Genomic DNA, 23,829 nt, shown 5'->3' on the forward strand with positions numbered 1-23,829 from the left:
CCACACGTTTGCGCTGCCCATATCATCGACTGGGCGTCGAAAAAGCGATCGTCGCCGGCTATGACTGGGGCGCGAGGACGGCAAATGTCCTTGCCGCGCTCTGGCCGGAGCGCTGCAAGGCCATGGTGTCGGTCAGCGGCTATCCGATCGGCAGCCAGGCGGCCAACAAGACGCCGCGCCCCCACAGGCCGAACTGCTATGGTGGTATCAGTTCTATTTCGCGACCGATCGTGGCCGTGCCAGCTATGCGCAATACACGGACGACTTCGCCAAAAAAGCTGCCTGTCCGCTGTCCGGCCCCAGAGCCGCCACGGCGCTTACGCCATAATGGCCAAAGCATCCGCGAAAAAGCTTTCGCCGCCGAAATTTCCCGATTTGAGAGCCAACACCATGCCGCCGTGACGACCTCCAATACTGTGCAAGACGGGCACGCCCGCAACGATCTCCTGACCGAGTTGAAATGCGGGAATGGCAAGCCGGTCGACCACCGCGCCGGATGTCTCTCCACCCGCGACGATCAGCCGACGCACGCCCCGTTCCACCAGGCCTTCGGCAATGGCCGCGAGGGATCGTTCAATGACCTGGCCGACCGCGTCGCGTCCGTAGCGGGTTTGCAGCCTCGATACATCATCCGGATTCGAGCTGCTGGCGATGATGACGGGAGTTCGGGCCATCCGCTCGGCCGCCCAATCGAGGGCAAGCTGGGCCTCCTCCCGCCGGTTCATAAGCTTTTCCGGATCGAGCCGCAGGACGGGCATCGTCTGCTCGGCCTTGGCGATCTGTTCCAAGGTCGCCTGCGAGCAGCTTCCGGCAAGAACAGCTGCTGGTCCTGCGACCGGCTTGCCGTAAACAGCGGTCCTTTCGTGGCGACGTACGGTGCCCGCTGCGATCAGGCCGCGGGCAAGACCCAATCCCAAACCCGAGGCTCCGATCGACAATCGCTGACGAAGCGCCGCCGCGCCAATTGCTTCGAGGTCGCTCTCGAACACGGCATCGGTGATGGCCGCTCCGTTCCCATCGGAGGCCAGCTGTGCCAGCCGCTCGACGATCGCCTCCGCGCCGCGCGCAACAATTGCGAGATCGACGAGTCCAACGGCCGCAGCACTCTGCCGAGCCAGAACGCGGACCAGATTGGCATCGTGCATGGGGTTGAGCGGATGATCCTTAAGGGGGCTTTCGTTGAGCGGCGCCGCGCCGACGAAGAGATTGCCCTGATAGACTGTGCGCCCGGTCTGCGGAAAGGCCGGCGTCACCAGCACCGTTGTTTCACCGGCATCGGCGCGCAAGGAATCGAGCACCGGGCCGATATTGCCCTTGTCGGTCGAATCGAAGGTGGAACAGATCTTGTACATGACATGATCGGCGCCGCGCTCGCGCAGCCAGCGATCAGAGGCACGGGCACGTTCGACCGCGTCAGATGCGGCGATCGACCGGATCTTCAGCGAAACGACGATCGCATCGACTTCAGGCAAAGCCAGGTCGTCCGTGGGAATTCCGATGGTCTGGATCGTACGCAAACCCTCTTTGGCCAGCGTGTTCGCCAGGTCCGAGGCACCGGTGTAATCGTCCGCGATGCAGCCGAGCGAGAGCGTCATGTCAGAGCTCCACGCTTGGCACCTGAGAGTGCGCGCTGGTGCTCGCCGCCATGGCGAGCAAGCCAGCTGAGCCCATCGAGCGTCTTGCTGCTCGGCCGGTATTCGCAGCCGACAAAGCCGGCATATCCTAGCCGGTCCAGCTCGTCGAAAATGAAGTGATCATTGAGTTCCCCGGTCGCCGGTTCATGCCGCGATGGCACGCTGGCGATCTGGATGTGACCGATGAGCGGCATTAGCCGGCGAAGCGCCATGGTGACGTCACCATGCATGATCTGGCGATGGTAGACGTCGAATTGCAGCTTGAGATTGGGTAGTGCCAGATCGCCGGCAAGGGCTTCAGCGAAGCCGAAGTCGTTGAGCAAGTAACCCGGCATGTCACGGCCGTTGATCGGCTCGATCAAGAGATCGATGCCTCGGTCGGCGAGTTTTCCGGCCGTCCAGACGATGGCGTTCCGGTAGGCCTCGACAGCTTCCTTGTCGTCGCGAGAGGCAATCCCCGACATGAGATGGAGGCGCTTGACGCCGGTCGCCTCTGCGTAGGAGAGCGCTGTTTCAACACCGACCTGGAGCTCCTCGAACCGTCCCGGCAGGGAGGCCAGCCCACGCTCGCCGCCAGCCCAGTTACCGGGCGGCAGGTTGAACAGGACTTGGCATAGACCGTTCTTTGCGAGGCGTTCGGCGATCGCATCGGGTCTATGCTCGTAAGGGAAAAGGAACTCGACCGCTTCGAAGCCGGCATCGGCGGCGGCAGCGAACCGGTCGAGGAACGGCCATTCGTTGAACATCATGGTGAGATTGGCGGCGAAGCGGGGCATGGCTGGGTCCGGTCCTGGTCAGGTTTGCGGTTCGCCGGGCAAGTCAGTGCCCGTGATCCTTGCGTAGAGGCGGGCGACAGAGGCATCGTCATCGCGCCCCATCCCGGCCGCCGAGGTCATCAGGAACATCTGCAGCGCTGCGGCCGCCACGGGCACGGGGAACTTGGCACTGCGCGCCATATCCTGGACGATGCCGAGATCCTTGACGAAAATGTCGACGGCGCTGCGTGGGGCATAGTCGCCGTCGAGCACGTGCGGAACGCGGTTCTCGAACATCCATGAATTGCCGGCCGAGGCGGTGATGACCTCATAGACTTTGCGAATATCGAGCCCCTGCCGCGCGGCGAAGGCGACGGCTTCGCTCGCTGCCGCGATATGCACACCGGCGAGCAACTGGTTTATCATCTTGAATGCCGCGCCGACGCCCGGTTCATCTCCAAGCTCATAAAGCTTGGCTGCCATCGCGTCGAGTGCGGGCCGCGCTTTGGCAAAGGCGGCAGCGCTGCCGGAGGCCAGAACGGTGAGGGCACCTTCCGCCGCGCGGACTGACCCGCCACTGATTGGCGCATCGAGATAGAGCCGTCCGGTGGTTTCAAGCCGGGCGGCCAGATTGCGTGCAACGTCAGGATCCATGGTGGCTGAGGAGACGAACACCGCGCCCTCTGGCAGGGTTTCGGCGACCCCTTCGGCGCCAAAAAGGATGGCTTCGGTCTGCGCCGCATTGACGACCACTGAAATCACGACGTCCGCAGCTTGGGCGGCCTCGGCGGGGCTTTGTGCTCCCCGCCCGCCGGTGGCGACAAAGCGCGCCACCATCTGGTCGTTGACGTCGAAGCCTGTCACCTCGAACCCCGCGCGGCGAAGCGACGTCGCCACCCCGAACCCCATCGAACCGAGGCCGATAACCGCGACCCGCAGTGTGGCTGCAGCTGGGATATCCTTCTGCTCGTCGTTCGTGGTCATAATGGAAACTCCCTGCATGAAGCGGTTCGGCTAGCGGTTGACCAGTCCCCCGGGCTGGATTTTGGCAGCACTTGCATAGTCCGATACACCAGAATGGCAGCGCTGCCAAACGAAAAGTGGCAGCGCTGCCAAATTTTGTTGAGTGCGGTGCCTGAATGTGACAAAAGAAGCGTCAGGAACTAGAGTCGTACTGACGCATCGAGCCGAGAAACTGGAATGCAGAGCGCAGCAGAAGACGGTACGCAAACCGGCGCGATGATAACCCTCACCGACGTTGCGCGCGCGGCTGGCGTCGGCGAAAGCACTGCTTCGCGCGTGTTGCGCGGGCATGGTTCCTTCTCAGCCAAGACACGCGAGAGTGTACTCACTGCCGCGCGGAGTCTCGGCTATGTGCCAAACCGGATCGCGGGAACCCTGGCCTCCATGGGGTCCAAGCTCGTCGGCGTCGTCATTCCTTCGCTAAGCAATATCGTCTTTCCGGATGTGCTGCGCGGCGCCAATACAGTACTGGTCGGAGCCGGCTTCCAACCTGTCGTCGCAGTGACAGACTACGATCCGGAGCGGGAGGAGAGCGTCATCGAGTCACTCCTCAGCTGGCGTCCAGCCGGGATGATGGTAGCGGGGCTCGATCATACCGAGCGCACCGGCGCCATGCTGCGGAATGCCCGCATCAGAGTGGCCGAATTGCTCGATACCGATGGCGAGGGCATCGATATCGTCGTGGGCTTTTCCAACCGCAAGGCAGGCAGGGTAAGTGCTCAGCATTTGATGTCGCGCGGCTATCGCTGCATCGGCTACGTCGGCCACGACCTCGGTCTGGACCTTCGCGCGGCCAAGCGTTTCGCAGCGTTTCGCGCGGCCCTGGGCGAAGCCGGGCTGAGCGTCATTGGAGAAGAAATCATCCCTGCCGCATCGTCGATCGAAGCCGGGCGCGACGGACTTGCTCGATTGCTGGAGCGTTGTCCCGATCTGGATGCGGTTTACTTCTCCAACGACGACATGGCGATCGGCGGCTATTTCCACTGTCTCGCCCACGGCATCACCATACCGGACCGGCTGGCGATCTTCGGCTACAACGGTCTCGATGTAGCCAGAAGTGCGCCGCAGCCGCTTTCGACCATCCTGACGCCGCGAGTGACTGTCGGTGAGATCGGAGCACGGCTCGTCTGCTCCGATGGACCATCCGCAGTGGTCGATATCGGGTTCGAGCTGATCGAAGGAGCGACGACGTGACTGAGACCAAGCTAAGGGACGATATCTGCCGCTTCGGACGTTCGTTGTTCGAGCGCGGGCTGACGCCGGGATCGTCAGGCAATATCAGCCTGCGGCTCGATGATGGCGGCTGGCTGGTCACACCCACCAATGCCTCGCTAGGATTCCTGGATCCTGCCCGAATTTCCCGCCTTGATGCGCAAGGCAGGCTGACCTCTGGCGATGCGCCGACCAAGGAAATTCCGTTGCATACTGCGATCTATCAGACGAGGGCAGAGGCGCGCGCCATTGTGCACCTGCACTCGACCCACGCAGTCGCCCTTTCCATGCTGCCGGAAATAGATCCTAAGGCGGTGCTGCCGCCGATGACGCCCTACTATCTGATGCGCGCCGGACCAACCGCGCTGGTGTCCTACCATCGGCCAGGCGACCCGGCGGTTGTCGCTGCGATCAAGGGCCTTGCCGGGCGCTATTCCTCAGTGCTGCTGGCAAACCACGGTCCCGTGGTCGCGGGCGAAACGCTCGAGGCCGCCGTATTCGCTACCGAGGAACTGGAGGAAACCGCAAAGCTCTATCTGTTGTTACGCGGCCTCAATCCCCGCTACCTGTCGCCGGAACAGGTCGCCGATTTGGTGCGGGTTTTCGGGATATCCTTGCCGGAGCAAGACGAGCACCATCATTAGCATAGCCTCAGCGCTTGCGTGAGGTTATCTCACGGTATGAGAGTAGTGGCGTAGATAAAGGTCAGTCCCGACAAGTTCGAGACCTTCTTCGATGTTCGCCAGCATGCGATAGCGCAAGGATTCCATACCTTCCGCCTCTGCAACGCTGCCGCCGATCATTTCAAGCCCGACCGCTCCGCCAAGAAATAGCGCTCTCCCTGATGATCGAGTTCATCAAGCGAACACAGGAGATGCACCCCTGATCGAGCCCATCCCGGACCAGTGTGAGGAGTGCAGGCATGACATCCTCCATAAAACAGCGGCTGCGCCTGTCCGGCGGGACCGAGCTTTCCTTCATCACCGCGGGTGATGCGTCCAATCCCGCGCTGTTGCTCCTGCACGGCTTTCCGAGCTCGTCGCGCACCTTCCAGGGCATCATTCCCGGCCTTGCGCGTCGCCTTCGTCATCGCCCCCGACTATCGCTCGCAGATGCCCCGTGGCCGTCGCCAGCTGCTTCCGGAAGCGTCAGGATTGCGCTTGGCCATTCAGTCACGATCAGCCCTTGAGGCGCGCACGAAACAAGGTGGAGCCGTCCGTCAGGCGCGACCTGGAGATATCCCGGAATCCAGCCTCGGTCATCCACGCGCGATACTGACCTTCAGTGTACGATTCGCCGTGGCGATAGAGGTTCAAGAAGGTGAGATTCAGAAACACACCCTCAGGCGGGCCGAGGCGGTCGTCATCGACGACGCCCCACCCCGCAATTGCGATTTCGCCTCCAGCTGTGAGGCAACGCGCCGCGTTCAGGATTGAGCCGCGCGCCTGGTCCGGCGGCAGGACCTGGACGACGGCCTTCAGGATCGCCAGATCGTGCCGACCGATCGATGGCGCGACGGTTATGTCACCCTCTTCGACAACCACGTCGTCGGCACCGTATTCTGACAGGATATCTTTGGCGGCCGCTGCGACCGTTGGGAGTTCCATCAGCGTCGCTGCAATCTGCGGCCACCGCTCGCGAAGTCCGACGAAAATGGTCCCGGGGCCGCCGCCGATGTCGATCACCGAACCGATTGCCGAGAGGTCCATCTCCCGAGCCAGATGTCGGCCGAAAATCACCCCGCCCGGCGCGAGCATGCGGCTGAAGGCCACTGCTGCCTCGGGCCCGGCTTCGGAGAAGTCGTGCAGCGCAGCCGGCCGGTTCTGTCGCAGCGACTCTGCGGTCAGCAGGTCGGCTCCCCAGAGCTCGCGCAGGAGCGCATGATCGCCGCCGCGATAGGTCGGCTTTGACGCGTCGAGGAAGGCCGCCGCATCGGCTCCGTTGCGAAATTGGCCATCCTTGACTTCGAGAAGACCGATGCTGGCGAGCGCGTAGAGGAGCCGCAACAGACGATCGGGCTCGACTTTGAGCGCGGCTCCAAGGCTGTCAGCAGTCAACGCGCCGCCACCGAGCCGGGTGAAGATGCCAAGGTCCAGCCCGGCGCGAAGCGCCAAGGCGGGGGGCACCGCTGCGATCAGCTTGTCGATCCGATCAGAATCCACCATGCCATTCCGTGATCCAGGACCGACTTGGCCACACATCGCTGCCTGTCACCGCACGATCTCGCGATGGCCGCCGGGCAGGCGGGTGGCGATGAGCTTGTCGATGCGGCGGCCGTCGAGGTCGACGACCTCGAAGCGCCAGCCCTGCGCATCGACGCATTCGCCGGTCGTCGGCAGATGGTGCAGATGCGCCAGTACGTAACCGGCGACGGTCTCGTAGTCGCGGTTTTCCGGCAGGTCGATGCCGAGAACGTCCGCCATCTCGTCGGCCTGCATGTAGCCGGCGAGCAGCCATGAGCCGTCGTCACGCTTGACGGCGTTTTCCTCGTCGCCGGCGTCGAGGTCCGCCCGGAAGACGCCGGTGATGGCTTCCAGTATGTCAGCCGGGGTGACGATGCCTTCGAAATGGCCGTATTCGTCATGGACCAGCGCCATCGGCACGTTGGATTCCTTAAGTGTCGAAAGAACATCCAGCGCGTCGGCCTGGTCATGGACGATGGGAGCGGTGCGCACGTGCCGGCGCGGGTCGAGCGCGCGACCGCCGAGCATCGCGGCCAGCACGTCGCGGGTCTGGACGACGCCGATCATGGCGTCGACGCTGCCATCGCCGGCCGGCAGGCGCGAATGCTGGGTTTCCATTAGGAGTTTGCGGGTCGCCGCGTCGTCGGACTGCAGGTTGATCCAGTCGACCTCGGTGCGCGGCGTCATCACCGCGCGGACGGCGCGGTCGCCGAGCCGCATGACGCCGGCGATCATGCGCCGCTCGTCGGATTCGATGGTGCCGTGATGCTCGGCCTCGGCGACCAGCATCTTGATCTCCTCGTCGGTGACCTTCTCCTCGCTTTCACCGCGTTGGCCAAGCAGCCACAGCATGGCGCGGCCGGAAATGTCGAGCAGGAAGACGAGCGGCGCCGAGACGGTGGCGAGGATAGTCATCGCCGGAGCAACCCTGGCGGCGACGCGTTCGGGATCGCGCAGCGCGATCTGCTTGGGCACCAGTTCGCCGATGATCAGCGAGAAGTAGGTGATGAGCGCGACAACGATGCCGACGCCGATCGGGTCGGCAAGGCTGTCGCGGACGCCGATCGATGCCAGGAACACGGACAGCCGCTCGCCAAGCGTGGCGCCGGAAAAGGCGCCGGACAGGACGCCGACCAGGGTGATGCCGATCTGCACCGACGACAGGAATTTTCCTGGATTGGAGCCGAGCGCCAAGGCGCGTCCGGCGCCGGTGACGTTGCGGTCGATCATCGCCTTGAGGCGGGCCGGCCGTGACGAGACGATGGCAAGCTCGGACATTGCCAAAAGGCCGTTCACGCAGATGAGGACGACCACGATAGCGATTTCAGCGTAAAGCATGCGGGGTCAATAGCATTGCGGCGCGGCCTTCGAAAATAGACGGCCGTCATTTTTCATGCCGGCGGGCGCAACCATCTCATGCGGCATCCCAGGGCGGCGACGAAAAATACTCGATCACGGTGTCGATGAGCCGGCGGCCGGCCGTTGGTCTTGCGCCTACGGCAGCTGCCGCAGCACGCCCACCACCGCCTTGCCGTCGGTGAAATAGGGATCGCCGCCGCCATTGCGCCCGGTCTTTGTCGCACCGATGCCTGATATCTCGCTGGTCGAGATCAGCATGCCTGCGGCAGACAGGTCGCGGACCAGGAAATCGCGCTCGGCGTCGATGTCAGGAGCGATATAGTGGGTGACCTGGCCGGTGTTGTGGCTGAGGCCGACGCCGCGATCGAAGCTTGCCGCACCCAGCCAGAGCGGCCGGCCATCGTCTCCGGTCGCATCGGTCTGCCAGAAGCGGACGTGATGACGCCGGTCGGCACTGTCGCCGACCGGCTTCTCGAAGGCCAGATCCTGTGCACGGCCTTCGAACAGCAGCCGGCTGACCGGCGCGTCGGGATAGGGCCGATCGAACAGCACGCTTTCGCCGATCTCGATCGCGGTCTCCAGCGTCAGGGCGTCGGCCGTGTCCCATCCGGCGACGGCGAAGGCATGGACCAGCTCTTTTTTGGTGCCGACGAGGCCGACATTGATCGGATCGCCCGCGATGCCTTGCGGCGTGTGCGCCACCATCTCGAAACGCTGCGTACGGAAATTGCGGTCGCGCAGCGTCCAGAATTCCGGCGCGGCCAAATAGGCGAGCGCGAGATAGCCGGCACAGAACGCCACCAGCCAGGTCGTCGCGCGTCGTCGAAGGCTTCGTCGGCTCATGCGAAAGCTGAATGCTTAGGTCTACCTGGCCACAGCTTACCACGCCTTCGTCATCCTTGGGCGGAGCTGGAGCGAAGGCGGGCGTTGCTGCAGTGCAGAACCTATGATGCCGGCGGAACTCGACGGAGGGTGCCTAGTTCTGGATCGCCGCACCTTGCTTCGGCAGCTGGAAAACTGCCGTCTAGCGGCAAGCGCGGTAGCCGTTCTTGCGGTTCTTGATGTCGAAATGGAAATGGTTGCGGTGGTCGTAATTGTAGCCGGGGCCGAGCACGGTGGTGAAATACTGGCAGCCATCGGCGCGCACGGTGTTGAGGAAGCCGCGGGTGCGGAAGGCGAACAGGCCGGGCTTGCGCACGTCGATCTCCTTGCCATTGCCGAGCTCGATGCTCATGACGTCGAGCGCGTTGCCCTTGCCGTGCTCCGACAGCGTGCCTTCGCCGGCGATCCTGCGGCAGGAATAGCTCGAGCCCTGGCGAATGGTCCTGACGCCGGAGAAATAACGCCAGCGGGCGGACGGGACCAGTTCATTCCTGGCCCAGCCGGCGAAGGTGGCGGCCATGTCGCAAGTCAGCGTCGCGGCCGGCTGCATCCGGATGCTGCCGATGGTCGAGATCTTGACCGGATAGTCGATGCCGCACTGGCCTTCGCGGATCGGCGCAAGGTCGGTGTAGACGACGCCCAGGCGCTTCAAATCCTTGCGGCACTCGACCTCGCTGGCCGGTATCTGTTCGGTCGGCGCCATCGGCTCGTCCATGCGCGGATAGGCGGCGGTCATGTAAGGGTTGGACGGGACGAGGCGCTGCATTCCAGCATACTTTGGGACAGCGTTTGTCGGGACGGCTGATGTCTGGCTGCCGACATCGACGGCCGGTTCCAGCGAAAGCACGCTGCCGGTGGTGCAGGCCGAGATCGCTGCGATGGCAAGCCCGCCGGCAATCAAGCAGGCACTCGTGGGCCAGCCCACGAATGCCTGCTTGGATTCTCTCGTTTGTCGCGGGTTCTTGTCGGAAAACCGTGGCACACTTTTGCGGTACCTGCTTAGGTGCGCGCGTCTCACTTGCCGCACGGCGACAGTCGCGGCGCGAAATATCCCGGCCATTGGCAGGTTCCCGGTCCCCGAGCCGATCAGGCTCTATGTCATCGCTTGATCATGAGCTTTCTCCGAAAACCGGGTCATGATCAGATGAAACGGAGCTTACCCGCCAACAGTAAAGGAAAAATCAGCGGCTGCGTTTACGGCTGCGGCCAAATTGCGGCGCGCCGGTGCGCAACCATATCACTGGCAGAAGGTGCCGCCGTTGCGGCGCGGTGCAAGATCGAGATGAAGATGCAGCGAATGATCGGCATCGCTGCCCGGGCCAAGCACGGTCTTGAACGGTCCGCAGGCTGCCTTGCGTATTGCGTTCAGGAATTTCGCCTCCTTTTCCGGCGGCGCCGGGCCGATGTCGACTCTCCTGCCGTCCGAAAGCGTGAAGCTGGCGATGTCGAGCGCGTTGCCGAAGGCGTGCTCCGACAATTTCCCGCCGCCATTGCGGTGTCGGCAGACGAAGGCGGATGCCTGGCCGACCGACTTGAGTTCGGCGCCGAGCTCGGCCTTGGCCGCCGGCTGGACGATATCGGCGGCGAAGCGCGCGGCGGCCTCGGCCATCTGGCAGTTCAACTCGGTTTCGGGGTTGATATCCAATGACTTGCCCAGCGTCTTCAGTGCGATCGGATAAGGGATAGAGCAGCCGACCGCCGCATCATGCTCGGCTTTGCGTTCCTCGAAATCGACGCCCATCGACTTCAGCCGCCTGCGGCAGGCCAGTTCCTCGTCCGGCATTTTCTCCTGTGGCACAGCGGCCGAGCGCGGGTCGGGAGGGATTTCCTTTTCCGGCGCTTGCGCCGGCTTCTCCGGTGGTTTTGGCGCGGCGGCCGGTGATTCCGCCTCGGCCGGCTTTTCGGTCGGCGTCGGAGCGACTGCCGGCGGCTCCGCCCGGTCTTCCTGATGCAGGTCCGACTTCTGCTGGTTCAGCGTGTCGGTCGCGGGTTGATCAGGCTCTGGCGCATCCGCAGGGCGCGGCTCGGGGATCGGCACGTCGGCAGGCGCGGCTTCTTGCGCTGATTGCGGCTGATTGAGCTCCGGGGCAGGCATCGTTTCAGGCAATTCCGGAGCTTGGGCCAGGGCTGCTCCTGCGAACAGCATCGCCGCCGCCAAAGGCAGCGCCAATCTGATCAATCCGGCCAATCTGATCGATGTGCGAGGGGTCAGCGCCGCCATTCGCCCTTAACGGCGGGCGAATGCGGAAGTTGCCTGAACGAGGGTCTTGGCCGATCACAAACGGTAACCGCGATGTTACGCACCGATCGCTTCCAGCCCTTCCTCCAGCCAGTCGGCCAACAGCGGCATGCCGAGCAGATATTTCGCAGTGCGCTTGTTGGCGCGCTCGCGCGCGGCCGTCAGCGCGTCGGCCCATTCCGAAGCGTCATAGTCGCCGCGGCCAACCCAGGCGAGTGCTACGAGTTCGGCCGCCTCGTCGACATTGAGGTCGTTGATCAGTTCGCGCAGCTCTTCTTCGGTGAGGTCCTCCGAACGTTCCTCGACGAGACCGTCATGATTATGGTTGTCATGCGCCTCGCCGTCGAGTTCTACCTCGTGCTCGGCGCCATCGGCGTAGTCTTCGTTGACGGCGGCGCTCAACGCCTTCGCCTTGAGGATGAACAGGCGCACGGTGTCGGGACCGATCGAAAGCTCCCACTCTTTTTCAAGGCGCCGCTGCACTGGCCGTCTCCGCATACTCCGTTGGCGTTTGCCGGATGATAGCGGATTTGCAGCGCTCGTCACGTTTTGTTCGCGCTTCTATTTTCCGCTGGCGCGGATCGTTAAAAAAGCTTTCACTGGCCCAAGACTTTTTCGAGGTGAAACGGCTTTTTTCCGGGATGAAACGGCTTTTGCCCAGCGTTAGTCCTGGATTGACATGTTCAAGGAGAGTCCGATGCGCAGACGATTGGTGATCCAGGTTCTGGCGGTTGCCGCCCTGCCGCTGTTTGCCGTTCCGGCGTTTTCGGCCGGTGAAGGTGGTGGTGGCGGCGGCGGCGGCGGCAACCAGACCGTCACGCAGTGTAAGAAAGGCATGGTCTGGGACAAGAAGAAGAAGAAGTGCGTTGCGCCCAAGCAAGGCATGCTGGACGACGACAACATCTATGAAGCCGGCCGCGCGCTGGCTATGGCCGGACGTTATGACGAGGCGATCTCCGTGCTCAGCCTGGCTGCGGACAAGCAAGACCCTCGCATCCTCAACTACCTCGGCTACTCGCATCGCCATTCCGGACGCGTCGCCGTCGGTCTCGGCTATTATGAGGAAGCGCTGCGCATCGATCCTGATTACACGCTGGTACGTGAATATCTCGGCGAGGCGCATCTGCAGATCGGCGATCTCGCCGGCGCCCGCGAACAGCTACGCGAGATCGAGAAACGCACCGGCAAGGGATCTCGTGAATACGGCATGCTGTCCGAGCAGATAGACCGTTTCATGAAGAGCTGATTCGAAGCCCGAACCACCGGCTGTGAGCAATCGCAGCCGGTGTTTATTGCGGCTCGCCCGGCCAGCCAGGCTGCCGTGACGGCATTTCTGCAAATAGCGGGCGAATTTTTCAAAACCGATTTTTTGGCGTGAAAAACCCGCGAAGATTGCTATATTGAGGGAAATAGCGGTGACACGGTTCCGTTAGCCCGAGGCTGCCGGACCGTTTTCTTTTTGTACCCATCGACAAGGTCGCTCCCGGAACGCGGGGGCGGCGGCAGGAAAGGTCAGGCATTATGAACAAGGTCCCGATGACAGGCGAGGGGTTCGCGTCATTGAAGGAAGAACTGCGCTGGCGCCAGCAGGAAGAGCGGCCGCGCATCATCGAAGCAATCTCCGAAGCGCGCTCGCACGGTGATCTCTCTGAAAACGCGGAATACCACGCGGCGAAAGAGGCGCAGAGTCTCAATGAGGGCCGCGTCAACGAGCTCGAGGATTTTATCGCCCGCGCCGAGGTGATCGACATCACCAAGCTCAGCGGCGAAAAGGTCAAGTTCGGCGCGACCGTGGTTTTGGTCGACGAGGACACGGACGAGAAGAAGACCTACCAGATCGTCGGCGACCAGGAGGCGGACGTGAGGTCAGGCCGCATCTCGATCTCCTCGCCGATCGCACGGGCGCTGATCGGCAAGGCAGTTGGCGACGCCATCGAGGTCAACGCGCCAGGCGGTGCGCGGGGCTACGAGATCGTCCAGGTGCAGTTCATCTAGGGGATCGCGCAGCCGTTATTGGCGATATGTCGCGCTGCCCCTCATCGCCCTGCCGGGCACTTCTCCCCGTATAGGGACGGGGAGAAGGACGCCGTGTCCGAACCGGATAGATAGGTAACAGAGTAGACCGATTGCATAGGTGACAGTTTTCTTGTCCGCCGGGAGGTACCGGCGATGGTTTGGCGAGAGACTGACATCATGGACGAGCGGTTGAGGTTTATAGTGGATTGCCTTTCGGGAGAGGAGACGATGACGGCTGTTTGCGAGCGGTACGGGATATCGCGCAAGATCGGCTACAAGTGGCTTGGTCGTTACCGGGAGTTCGGCCCGGAAGGTTTGCATGATCTGCCGCGAGCGCCGCTCAATCACGGCCGCGCGACCGCTGCCGATCTGGTTGAGCGGATCGTTGCGCTGAAGGAGGCGCATCCGGCATGGGGGCCCAAGAAGATCATCGGGCGGCTCAAGCGTGAGGCGCCGTCGCACCCGTGGCCGGCGATCTCGACGGCCGGCGAGATTCTGAAGCGCCACGGCCTTGTCGGCCGGCGGCGGGGGCGCTGGAGAGCTGTGGGCAACGGCCCCTGGCCAGATGCGCAAAGGCCGAATGCGGTGTGGACGGGCGACCACAAGGGCTGGTTCCGGACCCGTGACGGGTGGCGCTGCGAACCGTTGACAGTGCTGGATGCGTGGAGCCGCTACCTGTTGGCGCTCGAAGCGACGGGTTCGACGGCAGATGAGGAGGCCTGGCCGGTGTTCGAACGGCTGTTTGAGGAGCATGGTCTGCCGGATCGGTTCAGAAGCGACAATGGTTCACCCTTCGCGTCGGCCGGCGTCACCGGGCTGACGCCGCTTGCGGTGCGCTTCATCAAGCTCGGCATCGCGCTGGAGCGGATCGCGCCCGGCAAGCCTCAGCAGAACGGCTGCCACGAGCGCTTTCACCTGACCATGTTGCCGCTGGCCAAGGCGCCTGAGATCGACAGACAGGCGCAGAGCCAGGCTTTCGACGCCTTCCGTCGCGAGTACAATGAGGAGCGTCCGCATGAGGCGCTCGGCATGGACACGCCGGCCGAATACTACCGCGGTAGCGAGCGGCAAATGCCGGCCAACGTGCCCGAGCCCGACTATCCGGCCGAGGCCGCAGTCAGGCGCGTGCGCAACAATGGCGCGATCAAGTGGCAGGGCGGCGAGATCTATGTCTCGGCCTCGCTTGCCGGCGAGCCGGTCGCCGTCGAAGAAACCGAAACCGGCGAATGGGCCTTACGCTTCTACGCCCACCCGCTCGGCCACATCGATCTCAAGCGAATGCGCCTGGTCCGCCGCAGCGCCTTGCAACCCCGACCAGCCGGCGCTGCGGCGGACACCACTGCGCAGGAGAAGGGGGGAAAACTGTAACCTATGTATCCGGTTCAAACTGTTACCTATCTATCGGCTGGACACCCGTCATCGACGGTTCGCCAATTTTCAGCGTTGCACAAGGAAGGCGCCAGCGTTGCGGCCAGCTTCTTTCTCCCCGTTAACGGTCGTTAACGGGGAGAAATGCCCGGCAGGGCAATGAGGGTGCAGCGCCAAACCTTGAAATCAAGTTTTTCCGGCCTGACCAAGCGCTTGGCGCCCCAGCAACTTTTCTGCCTCCGCTACCACCTCTAACGGTCCGACACGGCTGCCGGGCGCGGCCAGCAGCGTTGACGAGAACGGCCCGCGCGGACCGGTCAGGCCGGGTTCTGTCGCCACAAACACCGCGACCGTCGGCAGACCGAAGGCACTGGCGAGGTGGGTAAGGCCGGTATCGGCGCCGATGGTCAGCACCGACCGGCCGATGATCGCGGCGATCTCGGCAAGCGGCGATTTCGGCACCAGCACGGTCTGTGGAACGGCTTGGGCGATCGCCTCGGCAACCGCCTTTTCCCTGTCGTTCGACCAGGTGGTGACCGGCGTCATTCCTCTTTCCACGAGAAGCCGGGCCGTCTCGATCCAGTTGCCGACCGGCCATTTCTTGTCCTCGCGGCTGGTGCCGTGCAGCAGGAAGGCGGTTTTCCCGCCGACAAATGTCGAAGCGACGGCCGGCGGCATGATGCCGGACTTGAGCCCGGAAAAATCCGGTTCATAGCCGAGCGCCAGCCCGAACAGCCGCCTGGTGCGTTCGATGGCGTGCAGATCGCGCGGCACAGCATAGCGGCGGTCGTAGAACAAGGTCGCCGAAGGCTCACGGGCGCTCGACCGGTCGAAGCCGGCTATCGGCGCCGCGGCCTGTTTCGCCACCACGGCCGACTTCAGCAATCCTTGCGCGTCGATGACGAGATCGTAGCGGCGATCCCGCAAGGCGCGGCGCAATCCCGCTGCCTGGCGCCATGTGCCGGGGACGAGCGGGCTTGTGCGCCAGCGCCGGATTGCCACGCTGTGGATGGTTGCGATCGCCGGATGCAGCGCCACGATGCCGGCAAAAGCTTCTTCCACACACCAGTCGAACGACACGTCCGGCCGGCTGCGGCGCGCATCCTCGACGGCTGGAAAGCTGTGGATGACGTCACCCATCGACGATGTCTTGACGACAAGCACCCTCATGCGGCGGCCGGCATTTCCAGCAACCGTTCCGTCGCCGCCGCGACCTGCGCCACTTCAAGCGTGTTCAGGCAGTTGAGGTGGCCGAGCGGGCAGATTTTGCGATGGCAGGGCGAACAGGACAGGCCGAGCCAGACCAGTTCGCGCTGCTCGGCGAGCGGCGGCGTATTGTGCGGCGAGGTCGAGCCGTAGACGGCTACGATCGGCGTGCCGACCGCGGCGGCAACATGCATCAGCCCACTGTCGTTCGACACCGCAAGCCTGGCCGCGGCGATCAGGTCGATGGCGTCCTCCAGCCGCGTCTGGCCGGCGAGGTCGACAACATCAGGTGCAAGCGTGGCGATTTCCGCCGTTACGTCGGCATCGTTCTTCGACCCGAACAGCGCGACCGCAAAACCTTTGGCCATGATGTCGCGGGCAAAGCCGGCATAGCGTTCGCTCGGCCAGCGTTTGGCCGGGCCGAACTCGGCGCCCGGCATCAGCGCGACGAATTTTTTCGCCTCCAGCCCGAAGCGGCCCAGCAATGCCGCCTGGTTTTTCGTGTCGACAGCGAGCCTGGGAGCGCGGAACGTGCCGCCTTGCGCGAGGCCGAAATAAGCCTGCGCCGTGCGCCGTTTCACATCGTCTGGCAAGGGGACGATATCGGTCAGCAGCCCGTAGCGCATTTCCTTGAGGTAGCCGACACGGCGCGGAATGCGGGCAAAGAACGGGACCAGCGCCGACTTCCAGCTTCCAGGCATGACATAGGCGATGTCGTAGTGGCCGCGCAGCAGGCGGCCGAAGCGCCTTCGCATGCGGAATTCCAGCGCTCCGGATTTCAGCGGCAGATCAATCTGCCGGCGTATTTCGGGCATCCGCTTGACCAGTGGCGCCGCCCATGCCGGGGCCAGCACGTCGATCGCGGCGTCCGGGTGAAGCTCTCCCAGCGCCGAGAACAGGCACTGCGCCATCACCATGTCGCCCACCCAGCGTGGGCCGATCACGAGGATCGTTGGGCTTTCAGCCATTCGACATAGTCTCTGACGCCGGTTTCCACTGTGCGAAACTGACCATTGTAACCGGCGGCGCGCAACCGGGACATATCAGCTTGCGTAAAACTCTGGTAGCTGCCCTTGAGATGGTCGGGGAAGTCGATGAACTCGATCTCGCCCTTGCCCAGCGCGCCGATCACCGTTTCGGCAATGGCGCGGAACGGCTGGGCTCGGCCGGTGCCGCAGTTGAAGATGCCGCTTGAGCCGCGTTTCCACAACCATAGATTGATATCGGCAACATCGCCGACATGGATGAAGTCGCGGCTCTGCTCGCCAGGTGCAAAACCGTCATAGGCGCCGAACAGCTTTGGGTTGTGGCCTTGCTCGACCTGGTTGAACAGATGGTAGGCGACCGAGGCCATGGCTCCCTTGTGCGCCTCGCGCGGTCCATAGACGTTGAAATAGCGCAGGCCGGCCACCGGCGAATGATCGGTATCGAAGACGGTGCGGCGGACATAGTCGTCGAACAGCTTCTTTGAATAGGCATAGACATTGAGCGGGCGCTCGCATTCCGGCTCCTCGCGAAACTCGGTGCCGCCGCCATAGACGGAAGCCGAGGAGGCATAGAGGAACGGCACGCGCAGCGCCAGGCAGGCGTGCAGCAGCCGCTTCGAATAGGCGTAGTTCACCTCCATCATGAACTTGCCGTTCCACTCGGTGGTGGTCGAGCAGGCGCCCTGGTGGAAGACGGCCTCGATGCGGCCGAGGTCGCCGGCCTCCATCCGCGGCAGGAAATCGTCCTTGTCGAGATAATCTGATATCTGCAGGTCGGCGAGATTGGCAATCTTGTGGCCGTCGGTCAGGTCGTCGACGACGAGGATGTCGCTGATCCCTTCGGCATTGAGCGCGGCGACGATGTTGGAGCCGATCATGCCGGCGCCGCCCGTGACGATGATCATGCTGGTAACCCTGACCTGCGGTTTGCTTGCCGATTCCGGCCCTTATAAGGGAGGCTGGCAGGCCTGTCGATAAAGCACCCACAGAGGGCAGGGGCCAATGAACTCTTCCGTAGAAAAGTTGATCCGCCAACCAGCGTTGGCTGTGGTCCGTTCCGAGCCTGCCGTTGCGCTGAGCCGAATTGCGGTATATCGGCTTCGCCATGAACGACCAGCCCTGCCAGTCCAGCGTTTTCTCAGCATCGGGACCGGCTCTCATTGCACGTCGAAGATGACATGAGCGAGCAATACCTGCCTTCTCCCGAACCGCTTCACCGCGCCGTCTCGCGGTTCAGCAACGTCACCGTGCTGGTGGTCGGCGACTTCATCCTCGACCGTTTCGTCAACGGCGTCATCGAGCGGATTTCGCCTGAAGCGCCCATTCCGGTGCTGCGCGGGCGTGGCGAAACCTCGGCGATGGGTGGCGCCGGCAATGTCGTCGCCAACATCGTCTCGCTCGGCGCTGCCGCGATACCGGTTTCGGTGATCGGCGCCGATCCGGCCGGCGACAATCTCATGCGCATGCTCGCCGGGCTTGGCGTCGACACTGGCGGTCTCGCGCAGGACGCCAACCGGATGACCTCGTCGAAAAGCCGCTTCAGCGCGCAGGGCCAGCAGGTGCTGCGCTTCGACGAAGAGGAAATCAAGCCGCTGCGCGACGCCGAGCGGGCGACGCTGATCCGGCTTTTCCGCGCCGGGCTGGCGCAGGCCGACATCGTCATTCTGTCCGACTACGGCAAGGGCATGTTGCTCGACGGCGTCGCCGGCGAGCTGATCTCGATCTGCCGCGAGGCGGGAAAGCCGGTGCTGGTCGATCCCAAGGGCCGCGACTATGCTTGCTACTCCGGGGCGACGGCGATCACGCCCAATCGCAAGGAGCTTGGCGAGGCGGTCGGACGCGCGGTGTTTGCCGATGACGAGATCGTCGCCGCGGCGCGTGAGTTGATCTCGGCACATGGCTTCGATTTCGTCGTCGCGACGCGCAGCGAAAAAGGCATGAGCGTCGTCGACGCCGACGATGCCCGCCACATTGCCACGCAGGCGCGGGAGGTGTTCGACGTTTCCGGCGCCGGCGACACTGTCATCGCCTCGTTTGCGTTGGCCCTGGCTGCGGGCGCCGACCGCGTCATTGCCGCGGCCATTGCCAACGCGGCGGCTGGCGTGGTGGTGGGAAAGCGCGGCACGGCACGGCTGACCGTCGAGGAACTCAGCGGCGCGCTGTTTCGCTCGCATGGACCGATTGCCCACAAGGATGCAATCCTCGATGCTGCTGCCGCCGCACGGCTGGTGGCGACGTGGAAGGACGAAGGCCTGAGCGTCGGTTTCACCAATGGCTGCTTCGATATCCTTCACGCCGGCCATGTCAGCCTTTTGCATGCGGCGCGCAGCCAGTGCGACCGGCTGGTTCTCGGCCTCAACAGCGATGCCTCGGTGCGCCGGCTGAAAGGGCCGGGACGCCCGGTCAACGACGAGCATGATCGCGCCTGCGTCCTGGCGGCGCTTGCCTCGGTCGATGCCGTCGTCGTCTTCGAGGAAGACACGCCGCTCGCGCTGATCGAGGCGCTGAAGCCCGACATACTGGTCAAGGGCGCCGACTATACGATCGATCAGGTGGTCGGCGCCGAAGTGGTGCACAAGGCGGGTGGCCGCGTCGTGCTGATCGATCATGTCGCCGGCAAGAGCACCACCGGCACCATCGGCAAGTTTACTGCATCGGCCCGAAAATCGTAATGATTTTCGGAAAGCACGATGCAGCAGACTAAAAGTGCTAGAGCGTCCTTTGTGCGTCCAATTGGACGCACGGCGCTCTAGGCCGGCAGCACAAACTGAGGGTTTCATGTCCGAACTGAACGAATACCTGGTCCGCTCGGCGGCCGCGATCAGCGCGATGGTCGAGCGCGATCTCACCGGCGAGATGGAGCGGGCGGTGACCGCCGTCGTCGCCGCGCTTTCGCAGGGCAAGGCGCTGCTGATCTGCGGCAATGGCGGCTCGGCCAGCGACGCCATCCACATCGCAGGTGAACTGGTCGGCCGCTTCCTGAAGGAGCGCAAGGCCTACAACGTCATCGCGCTGCCGGCCAATGCGGCGGTACTGACCGCCTGGGGCAACGATTACGGCTTCGACACGGTATTTTCACGCCAGGTCGAGGCACATGGCTCAGCGGGTGCCGTGCTGCTCGCCATCTCGACCAGCGGCAACTCGGCCAGCATCCTTGCCGCTGCCGAGCAGGCGCGCACGATGGACATGACAGTGATCAGCCTGACCGGCGACAGCGGCGGCAAGCTCAGGCCGCTCTCCGACATTCTGCTCAACGTGCCCTCGAACTCGACGCCGATCATCCAGCAGGGGCATCTGTGCCTCTATCATCATCTGTGCGAAATGGTCGAAGCGCGCCTCTGTGATGGCTGACAGGGCTCCGCACCCGCTGGTGGAGCCGGGCCTGTGGGTGGAGAGGATCGGCGACAAGGTTTTTCCCGAGCGTATGCCGGCGCTGTTCCTAGACCGCGACGGCACCATCAATGTCGATACCGACTACCCTAGCGATCCGGCCGACATCGTGCTGCGCGACGACATCGTGCCTGCTATCAGAGCTGCCAACCAGGCCGGAATCCCGGTCGTCGTGGTGACCAACCAGTCCGGCATCGCGCGTGGGTATTTTGACTGGAGCGTTTTCACCGACGTGAACGGCCGTGTTCTGGAACTGCTGCGCGATCAGGGCGCATTCGCGGACATGGTCCTTGCCTGCGCGTATCACGAGGCAGGCAGAGGGCCGCTGGCGATTGCCGACCACCCAGTGCGCAAGCCCAATCCGGGCATGCTGCTCGAGGCGGCCGCGCGCCTCCGCCTCGATCTCCGGCGTTCACTCATCGTCGGCGACAAGCCGGCCGACATGGAGGCGGGGCGGCGTGCGGGCTTGTCGCGCGGCTGGCTGGTCGACGGCGAGGCGTCCGATCATGGCGGGTTCAGGGTTTCGCCGCTGCGGGACGGGAATGATCTCGACGGATTGCTGGCCGCAATCGAGGCACTATAAGATGTGCTGACACTCAGCCGGCCTGCAAATGGTAGGTTTCCTGCGCTTTCGGTCGTGACGCACCAGTCATCGAAGTCGGCGCCGCCCCTCATTGCCCTGCCGGGCATTTCTCCCCGTATAGTGACGGGGAGAAAGGGCTGGCCGCAACGTTGGCGTCCTTTTCTGTAACGCTGGAGATCGGCGAAACCGGCGACGACAGCTATACGTCACTATCCGGGGAGAAGGTGCCGGCAGGCGGATGAGGGGCAGCGCTGGAATCGGCGATTGCCCTGCCATCCCGATCAAGCTGGAAACGCCACCAGGCCCTCGTCCTTGACGCGACGGATGGTCAGTGCCGTCCGCACCGTGTCGACATTCGGCGCCGAGGCCAGTTCCTCGATGACGAAGGTCTGAAAGGCGCCGAGGTCGCTCGCCACGCAATGCAGCAAGAAGTCGGACTCGCCCGACACCATCCAGGCGTCGCGAACGATCGGCCAGCCGCGGGTGCGTTCGGCGAAGGTCTTCAGTTCCGCGTCGGCCTGGTGATGCAGGCCGATGAGGCAGAAGGCGACGACATCCAGGCCGAGCGCCGGCGCATTGAGCAAGGCGCGATAACCGCGGATGATGCCGGTCTCTTCCAGCCGCCTGACGCGACGCAGGCATGGCGGCGCCGAAATGCCGACGCGGCCGGACAATTCAACATTGGTCATGCGCCCGTCGTGCTGAAGCTCGCGCAGGATTTTCCAGTCGATGGCATCGAGATCGGCTTTGAGCGGCATGGATACCTTCGGCCTTCACGCAAGAATCTTTCGTGATTTTGTAATTAAACGACTTTGGTGTCCATTCCATCCCCAGTGATTTTCGGGCAATCATGCGCCAGGATGTCCATGGATCGTCTGTTTGTGCGGAAGCTTTCCGGGGACGAAGGCCAGGTCGTCTTGCTGGCGCCGCCTGCAACACCTAGATTAGGGCCGAAATCGATCCCTGTGCCGGACGCTTCATTGGCGTCCGGTTGTTGTGAAAGCCCTGATATGACGTCCAAGCACGCACCCGTTCTCATCATCGGCTCCGGTCCCGCCGGCTATACGGCGGCAATCTACGCCGCCCGCGCCATGCTGAAGCCGATGCTGGTCGCCGGCCTGCAGCAGGGCGGTCAGTTGATGATCACCACCGATGTCGAAAACTATCCCGGCTTCGCCGATCCGATCCAGGGTCCGTGGCTAATGGAGCAAATGCTGAAACAGGCCGAGCATGTCGGCACCGACGTCATCAACGACATCATCACCGAGGTCGATCTTAATGTGCGGCCGTTCCGCGCCAAGGGCGATTCCGGCGCCACCTATACCGCCGACGCGCTGATCATCGCCACCGGTGCGCAGGCGAAATGGCTGGGCATCCCGAGCGAACAGACTTTTATGGGCTTCGGCGTATCGGCCTGCGCCACCTGCGACGGTTTCTTCTATCGCGGCAAGGACGTCGCGGTCATCGGCGGCGGCAATTCGGCGGTGGAGGAGGCGCTTTACCTTTCCAATCTGGCCAAGAGCGTAACGGTCATCCACCGGCGCAGCGACTTCCGCGCCGAGCGCATCCTCAGCGAGCGGTTGTTCAAGAAAGACAATATCCGCGTCATTTGGGACACCGTGGTCGATGAGATCACCGGTCAGTCCGGCAAGATGCCGATGCCGCCGTCGGTGGAAGGGCTGAAGCTGCGCAATGTGGTGACTGGCCAGGAAATGCATCTGACGGTCGACGGGGTGTTCGTCGCGATCGGCCATGCGCCGGCGGTCGAGCTGTTCGCCGGCAAGCTGAAGCAGAAGCCGAACGGCTATCTGTGGACGGCGCCGGATTCGACCTGCACCGACGTGCCGGGCGTGTTCGCCGCCGGTGACGTGACCGACGACATCTACCGCCAGGCGGTGACGGCGGCGGGGCTCGGCTGCATGGCCGCGCTCGAGGCGGAAAAGTACCTCGCCGGGATCGAAGTTCACCGCGAAGCGGCGGAGTAAACAAGCGGCCGAGAAAAGCCGCGCAAAAGCCTGATTTTTCATTCAAACGCCAAAAGAACAAGCGAGGGGCGTTATGGCGTTGGACTGGGACAAGCTACGCGTGTTTCACGCTGCAGCGGAAGCTGGGTCGTTTACCCATGCCGCCGAGACACTGCATCTGTCACAATCGGCGATCTCGCGGCAGGTCAGCGCGCTCGAACATGATGTCGGCGTGCCGCTGTTCAATCGCCATGCCCGCGGCCTGGTGCTGACCGAGCAGGGTGAAATGCTGTTCCGCACGGCGCATGACGTGCTGATGAAGCTGGAGACGATCAAGACGCGGCTGACCGAGGCCAAGGATCGGCCTTCCGGCGTGCTTAGGGTGACGACCACGGTGGGGCTCGGTGCCGGCTGGCTGACCGAGCGCGTGCAGGAATTCATCGAACTCTATCCCGAGATCAGCCTGCAACTGATCCTGGCGAACGAGGAACTCGACCTCACCATGCGCCGGGCAGACTGCGCGATCCGGCTGCGCCAGCCGCAGCAGCCCGACCTTATCCAGCGCCGCCTGTTCACCGTGCATTTCCATCTGTACGCCGCCCCTTCCTACGTCAACAAATATGGCAAGCCGGCGTCGATCGCCGAGTTGAAGAGCCATCGCATCGTCACCTTCGGCGTGCCGGTGCCGGCGCATCTGTCGGAATTGAACTGGCTGGAAACGGTCGGCGATTTCGAAGGCGGGCAAAGGGTGCCGACGCTGCAGATCAACGACATATTGTCGATCAAGCGCGCAGTTCAGGGTGGCGCCGGCATCGCCATGCTGCCCGACTATGTGGTCAGCAAGGATTCAGGCCTGGTGCAGTTGCTGCCGGAGACCGAAGTGCCGTCCTTCGACACCTATTTCGCCTATCCCGACGCGATGAAGAACCAGGCGAAGCTGCACGTCTTCCGCGATTTCATCGTCGCCAAGGCCCGAAGCTGGTCGTTCTAAAGCGCGTCGTGTTTTGTTTTGAACGGATACGTGCGAGG

24 protein-coding genes and 1 pseudogene are annotated in these 23,829 nt (G+C 63.4%); 12 read left to right on the top strand and 13 right to left on the bottom strand.

Features of this window, described 5'->3' with window-relative positions; translation table 11 throughout:
- Positions 1–29: 29 nt before the first annotated feature.
- Positions 30–274 (top strand): annotated as a pseudogene (locus JG739_RS10300) (alpha/beta fold hydrolase); the annotation flags it as partial.
- A gap of 43 nt (positions 275–317) precedes the next feature.
- On the opposite strand, the gene otnK reads toward JG739_RS10300, so the two are convergent.
- The 3 genes from otnK to ltnD are packed head-to-tail and all read right to left on the bottom strand — an operon-like array spanning position 318 to position 3,373.
- Complete coding sequence (otnK, locus tag JG739_RS10305; RefSeq protein WP_202366361.1) at positions 318–1,595, bottom strand: 3-oxo-tetronate kinase; 1,278 nt, start codon at positions 1,593–1,595, stop codon at positions 318–320.
- On the bottom strand, positions 1,592–2,410 hold the full coding sequence (gene otnI, locus JG739_RS10310; protein WP_202366362.1) for a 2-oxo-tetronate isomerase: 819 nt from the start codon (positions 2,408–2,410) through the stop codon (positions 1,592–1,594). Before otnI ends, otnK begins: the two co-directional genes overlap by 4 nt.
- Positions 2,411–2,428: 18 nt before the next feature.
- Positions 2,429–3,373 carry an L-threonate dehydrogenase gene (ltnD, locus tag JG739_RS10315; RefSeq protein WP_202366363.1) on the bottom strand — a complete coding sequence of 315 codons (945 nt, stop codon included), beginning with the start codon at positions 3,371–3,373 and terminating at the stop codon, positions 2,429–2,431.
- 216 nt (positions 3,374–3,589) lie between these two features.
- On the opposite strand from ltnD, the gene JG739_RS10320 reads away from it, so the two are divergent.
- The 3 genes from JG739_RS10320 to JG739_RS10330 all read left to right on the top strand — a co-directional run bounded on the left by JG739_RS10320 (position 3,590) and on the right by JG739_RS10330 (position 5,813).
- Positions 3,590–4,606 carry a LacI family DNA-binding transcriptional regulator gene (locus JG739_RS10320; protein ID WP_202366364.1) on the top strand — a complete coding sequence of 339 codons (1,017 nt, stop codon included), beginning with the start codon at positions 3,590–3,592 and terminating at the stop codon, positions 4,604–4,606.
- A complete protein-coding gene (gene otnC / locus JG739_RS10325) occupies positions 4,603–5,268 on the top strand; it encodes a 3-oxo-tetronate 4-phosphate decarboxylase (RefSeq protein WP_202366365.1) in 666 nt (221 codons plus the stop codon). Before JG739_RS10320 ends, otnC begins: the two co-directional genes overlap by 4 nt.
- A 278-nt stretch (positions 5,269–5,546) precedes the next feature.
- The gene (locus JG739_RS10330) at positions 5,547–5,813 is read left to right on the top strand and encodes an alpha/beta fold hydrolase (RefSeq protein WP_202366366.1); all 267 of its coding nucleotides are present in this window, start codon (positions 5,547–5,549) and stop codon (positions 5,811–5,813) included.
- On the opposite strand, the gene JG739_RS10335 is transcribed toward JG739_RS10330, so the two are convergent.
- The 6 genes from JG739_RS10335 to JG739_RS10360 all read right to left on the bottom strand — a co-directional run bounded on the left by JG739_RS10335 (position 5,803) and on the right by JG739_RS10360 (position 11,770).
- Complete coding sequence (locus JG739_RS10335) at positions 5,803–6,738, bottom strand: methyltransferase (RefSeq protein ID WP_244749786.1); 936 nt, start codon at positions 6,736–6,738, stop codon at positions 5,803–5,805. The two genes, JG739_RS10330 and JG739_RS10335, sit on opposite strands and share 11 nt — an antisense overlap.
- 96 nt (positions 6,739–6,834) lie before the next feature.
- Positions 6,835–8,145 (bottom strand): hemolysin family protein, encoded by a 1,311-nt coding sequence (locus JG739_RS10340; RefSeq protein WP_202366368.1) that lies wholly within the window; start codon positions 8,143–8,145, stop codon positions 6,835–6,837.
- A gap of 156 nt (positions 8,146–8,301) precedes the next feature.
- Positions 8,302–9,009, bottom strand: a complete 708-nt coding sequence (locus JG739_RS10345; protein WP_202366369.1) for an LssY C-terminal domain-containing protein — start codon at positions 9,007–9,009, stop codon at positions 8,302–8,304.
- A gap of 181 nt (positions 9,010–9,190) precedes the next feature.
- Positions 9,191–9,973: an extensin-like domain-containing protein gene (locus tag JG739_RS10350; RefSeq protein ID WP_244749788.1), complete on the bottom strand. Its 783-nt coding sequence runs from the start codon at positions 9,971–9,973 to the stop codon at positions 9,191–9,193.
- 312 nt (positions 9,974–10,285) lie between these two features.
- Entirely contained in the window at positions 10,286–11,269 is a 984-nt protein-coding gene (locus JG739_RS10355; RefSeq protein WP_202366371.1) for an extensin-like domain-containing protein, read from the bottom strand.
- Between the two features lie 75 nt (positions 11,270–11,344).
- The gene (locus JG739_RS10360; RefSeq protein WP_202366372.1) at positions 11,345–11,770 is read right to left on the bottom strand and encodes a DUF3775 domain-containing protein; all 426 of its coding nucleotides are present in this window, start codon (positions 11,768–11,770) and stop codon (positions 11,345–11,347) included.
- 214 nt (positions 11,771–11,984) lie between these two features.
- Here JG739_RS10360 and JG739_RS10365 point away from each other — a divergent pair, with 214 nt between their 5' ends.
- The 3 genes from JG739_RS10365 to JG739_RS10375 all read left to right on the top strand — a co-directional run bounded on the left by JG739_RS10365 (position 11,985) and on the right by JG739_RS10375 (position 14,671).
- Entirely contained in the window at positions 11,985–12,533 is a 549-nt protein-coding gene (locus tag JG739_RS10365; protein ID WP_202366373.1) for a tetratricopeptide repeat protein, read from the top strand.
- Positions 12,534–12,808: 275 nt separating this feature from the next.
- Positions 12,809–13,282 carry a transcription elongation factor GreA gene (gene greA, locus JG739_RS10370; RefSeq protein WP_202366374.1) on the top strand — a complete coding sequence of 158 codons (474 nt, stop codon included), beginning with the start codon at positions 12,809–12,811 and terminating at the stop codon, positions 13,280–13,282.
- A gap of 174 nt (positions 13,283–13,456) precedes the next feature.
- Complete coding sequence (locus JG739_RS10375) at positions 13,457–14,671, top strand: integrase core domain-containing protein (RefSeq protein ID WP_202362542.1); 1,215 nt, start codon at positions 13,457–13,459, stop codon at positions 14,669–14,671.
- A gap of 186 nt (positions 14,672–14,857) precedes the next feature.
- Here JG739_RS10375 and waaC read toward each other — a convergent pair whose 3' ends face one another.
- Genes waaC through rfaD form a run of 3 tightly spaced genes read right to left on the bottom strand, consistent with a single transcriptional unit; the run spans position 14,858 to position 17,768 of the window.
- On the bottom strand, positions 14,858–15,841 hold the full coding sequence (gene waaC / locus JG739_RS10380) for a lipopolysaccharide heptosyltransferase I (protein WP_202366375.1): 984 nt from the start codon (positions 15,839–15,841) through the stop codon (positions 14,858–14,860).
- Positions 15,838–16,845, bottom strand: coding sequence for a lipopolysaccharide heptosyltransferase II (gene waaF, locus JG739_RS10385; RefSeq protein ID WP_202366376.1), 1,008 nt, complete (start codon positions 16,843–16,845; stop codon positions 15,838–15,840). The genes waaC and waaF overlap by 4 nt, the downstream gene beginning before the upstream one ends.
- The gene (gene rfaD / locus JG739_RS10390) at positions 16,818–17,768 is read right to left on the bottom strand and encodes an ADP-glyceromanno-heptose 6-epimerase (protein ID WP_202366377.1); all 951 of its coding nucleotides are present in this window, start codon (positions 17,766–17,768) and stop codon (positions 16,818–16,820) included. The genes waaF and rfaD overlap by 28 nt, the downstream gene beginning before the upstream one ends.
- Before the next feature lie 273 nt (positions 17,769–18,041).
- Between rfaD and rfaE1 the strand changes: the two genes are divergently transcribed.
- From rfaE1 to JG739_RS10405, 3 genes are all read left to right on the top strand, one after another.
- Positions 18,042–19,535: a D-glycero-beta-D-manno-heptose-7-phosphate kinase gene (rfaE1, locus tag JG739_RS10395; protein WP_202366378.1), complete on the top strand. Its 1,494-nt coding sequence runs from the start codon at positions 18,042–18,044 to the stop codon at positions 19,533–19,535.
- 106 nt (positions 19,536–19,641) lie between these two features.
- Positions 19,642–20,214, top strand: a complete 573-nt coding sequence (locus JG739_RS10400) for a D-sedoheptulose-7-phosphate isomerase (protein ID WP_202366379.1) — start codon at positions 19,642–19,644, stop codon at positions 20,212–20,214.
- Positions 20,207–20,836: an HAD-IIIA family hydrolase gene (locus JG739_RS10405; RefSeq protein ID WP_202366380.1), complete on the top strand. Its 630-nt coding sequence runs from the start codon at positions 20,207–20,209 to the stop codon at positions 20,834–20,836. Before JG739_RS10400 ends, JG739_RS10405 begins: the two co-directional genes overlap by 8 nt.
- Before the next feature lie 281 nt (positions 20,837–21,117).
- Here the strand turns inward: JG739_RS10405 and JG739_RS10410 are convergent, their stop codons facing one another.
- Positions 21,118–21,594 (bottom strand): Lrp/AsnC family transcriptional regulator, encoded by a 477-nt coding sequence (locus JG739_RS10410; protein ID WP_202366381.1) that lies wholly within the window; start codon positions 21,592–21,594, stop codon positions 21,118–21,120.
- 252 nt (positions 21,595–21,846) lie between these two features.
- On the opposite strand from JG739_RS10410, the gene trxB reads away from it, so the two are divergent.
- On the top strand, positions 21,847–22,821 hold the full coding sequence (gene trxB, locus JG739_RS10415) for a thioredoxin-disulfide reductase (protein ID WP_202366382.1): 975 nt from the start codon (positions 21,847–21,849) through the stop codon (positions 22,819–22,821).
- Positions 22,822–22,894: 73 nt separating this feature from the next.
- Complete coding sequence (locus tag JG739_RS10420; RefSeq protein ID WP_202366383.1) at positions 22,895–23,791, top strand: LysR family transcriptional regulator; 897 nt, start codon at positions 22,895–22,897, stop codon at positions 23,789–23,791.
- The last annotated feature ends 38 nt before the right edge of the window (positions 23,792–23,829 follow it).

The sequence above is a fragment of the Mesorhizobium sp. L-2-11 genome (assembly GCF_016756595.1).
Classification (GTDB): domain Bacteria; phylum Pseudomonadota; class Alphaproteobacteria; order Rhizobiales; family Rhizobiaceae; genus Mesorhizobium.

Coding starts and splice junctions, on each gene's coding strand:
- greA (WP_202366374.1), top strand. CDS start 12,809: ATGAACAAGGTCCCGATGACAGGCGAGGGGTTCGCGTCATTGAAGGAA.
- otnI (WP_202366362.1), bottom strand. CDS start 2,410: ATGCCCCGCTTCGCCGCCAATCTCACCATGATGTTCAACGAATGGCCG.
- JG739_RS10330 (WP_202366366.1), top strand. CDS start 5,547: ATGACATCCTCCATAAAACAGCGGCTGCGCCTGTCCGGCGGGACCGAG.
- JG739_RS10375 (WP_202362542.1), top strand. CDS start 13,457: ATGGTTTGGCGAGAGACTGACATCATGGACGAGCGGTTGAGGTTTATA.
- rfaE1 (WP_202366378.1), top strand. CDS start 18,042: ATGAGCGAGCAATACCTGCCTTCTCCCGAACCGCTTCACCGCGCCGTC.
- rfaD (WP_202366377.1), bottom strand. CDS start 17,768: ATGATCATCGTCACGGGCGGCGCCGGCATGATCGGCTCCAACATCGTC.
- waaF (WP_202366376.1), bottom strand. CDS start 16,845: ATGGCTGAAAGCCCAACGATCCTCGTGATCGGCCCACGCTGGGTGGGC.
- JG739_RS10420 (WP_202366383.1), top strand. CDS start 22,895: ATGGCGTTGGACTGGGACAAGCTACGCGTGTTTCACGCTGCAGCGGAA.
- JG739_RS10405 (WP_202366380.1), top strand. CDS start 20,207: ATGGCTGACAGGGCTCCGCACCCGCTGGTGGAGCCGGGCCTGTGGGTG.
- JG739_RS10400 (WP_202366379.1), top strand. CDS start 19,642: ATGTCCGAACTGAACGAATACCTGGTCCGCTCGGCGGCCGCGATCAGC.
- JG739_RS10340 (WP_202366368.1), bottom strand. CDS start 8,145: ATGCTTTACGCTGAAATCGCTATCGTGGTCGTCCTCATCTGCGTGAAC.
- JG739_RS10320 (WP_202366364.1), top strand. CDS start 3,590: ATGCAGAGCGCAGCAGAAGACGGTACGCAAACCGGCGCGATGATAACC.
- trxB (WP_202366382.1), top strand. CDS start 21,847: ATGACGTCCAAGCACGCACCCGTTCTCATCATCGGCTCCGGTCCCGCC.
- ltnD (WP_202366363.1), bottom strand. CDS start 3,373: ATGACCACGAACGACGAGCAGAAGGATATCCCAGCTGCAGCCACACTG.
- waaC (WP_202366375.1), bottom strand. CDS start 15,841: ATGAGGGTGCTTGTCGTCAAGACATCGTCGATGGGTGACGTCATCCAC.
- JG739_RS10345 (WP_202366369.1), bottom strand. CDS start 9,009: ATGAGCCGACGAAGCCTTCGACGACGCGCGACGACCTGGCTGGTGGCG.
- otnK (WP_202366361.1), bottom strand. CDS start 1,595: ATGACGCTCTCGCTCGGCTGCATCGCGGACGATTACACCGGTGCCTCG.
- JG739_RS10355 (WP_202366371.1), bottom strand. CDS start 11,269: ATGGCGGCGCTGACCCCTCGCACATCGATCAGATTGGCCGGATTGATC.
- JG739_RS10365 (WP_202366373.1), top strand. CDS start 11,985: ATGCGCAGACGATTGGTGATCCAGGTTCTGGCGGTTGCCGCCCTGCCG.
- JG739_RS10410 (WP_202366381.1), bottom strand. CDS start 21,594: ATGCCGCTCAAAGCCGATCTCGATGCCATCGACTGGAAAATCCTGCGC.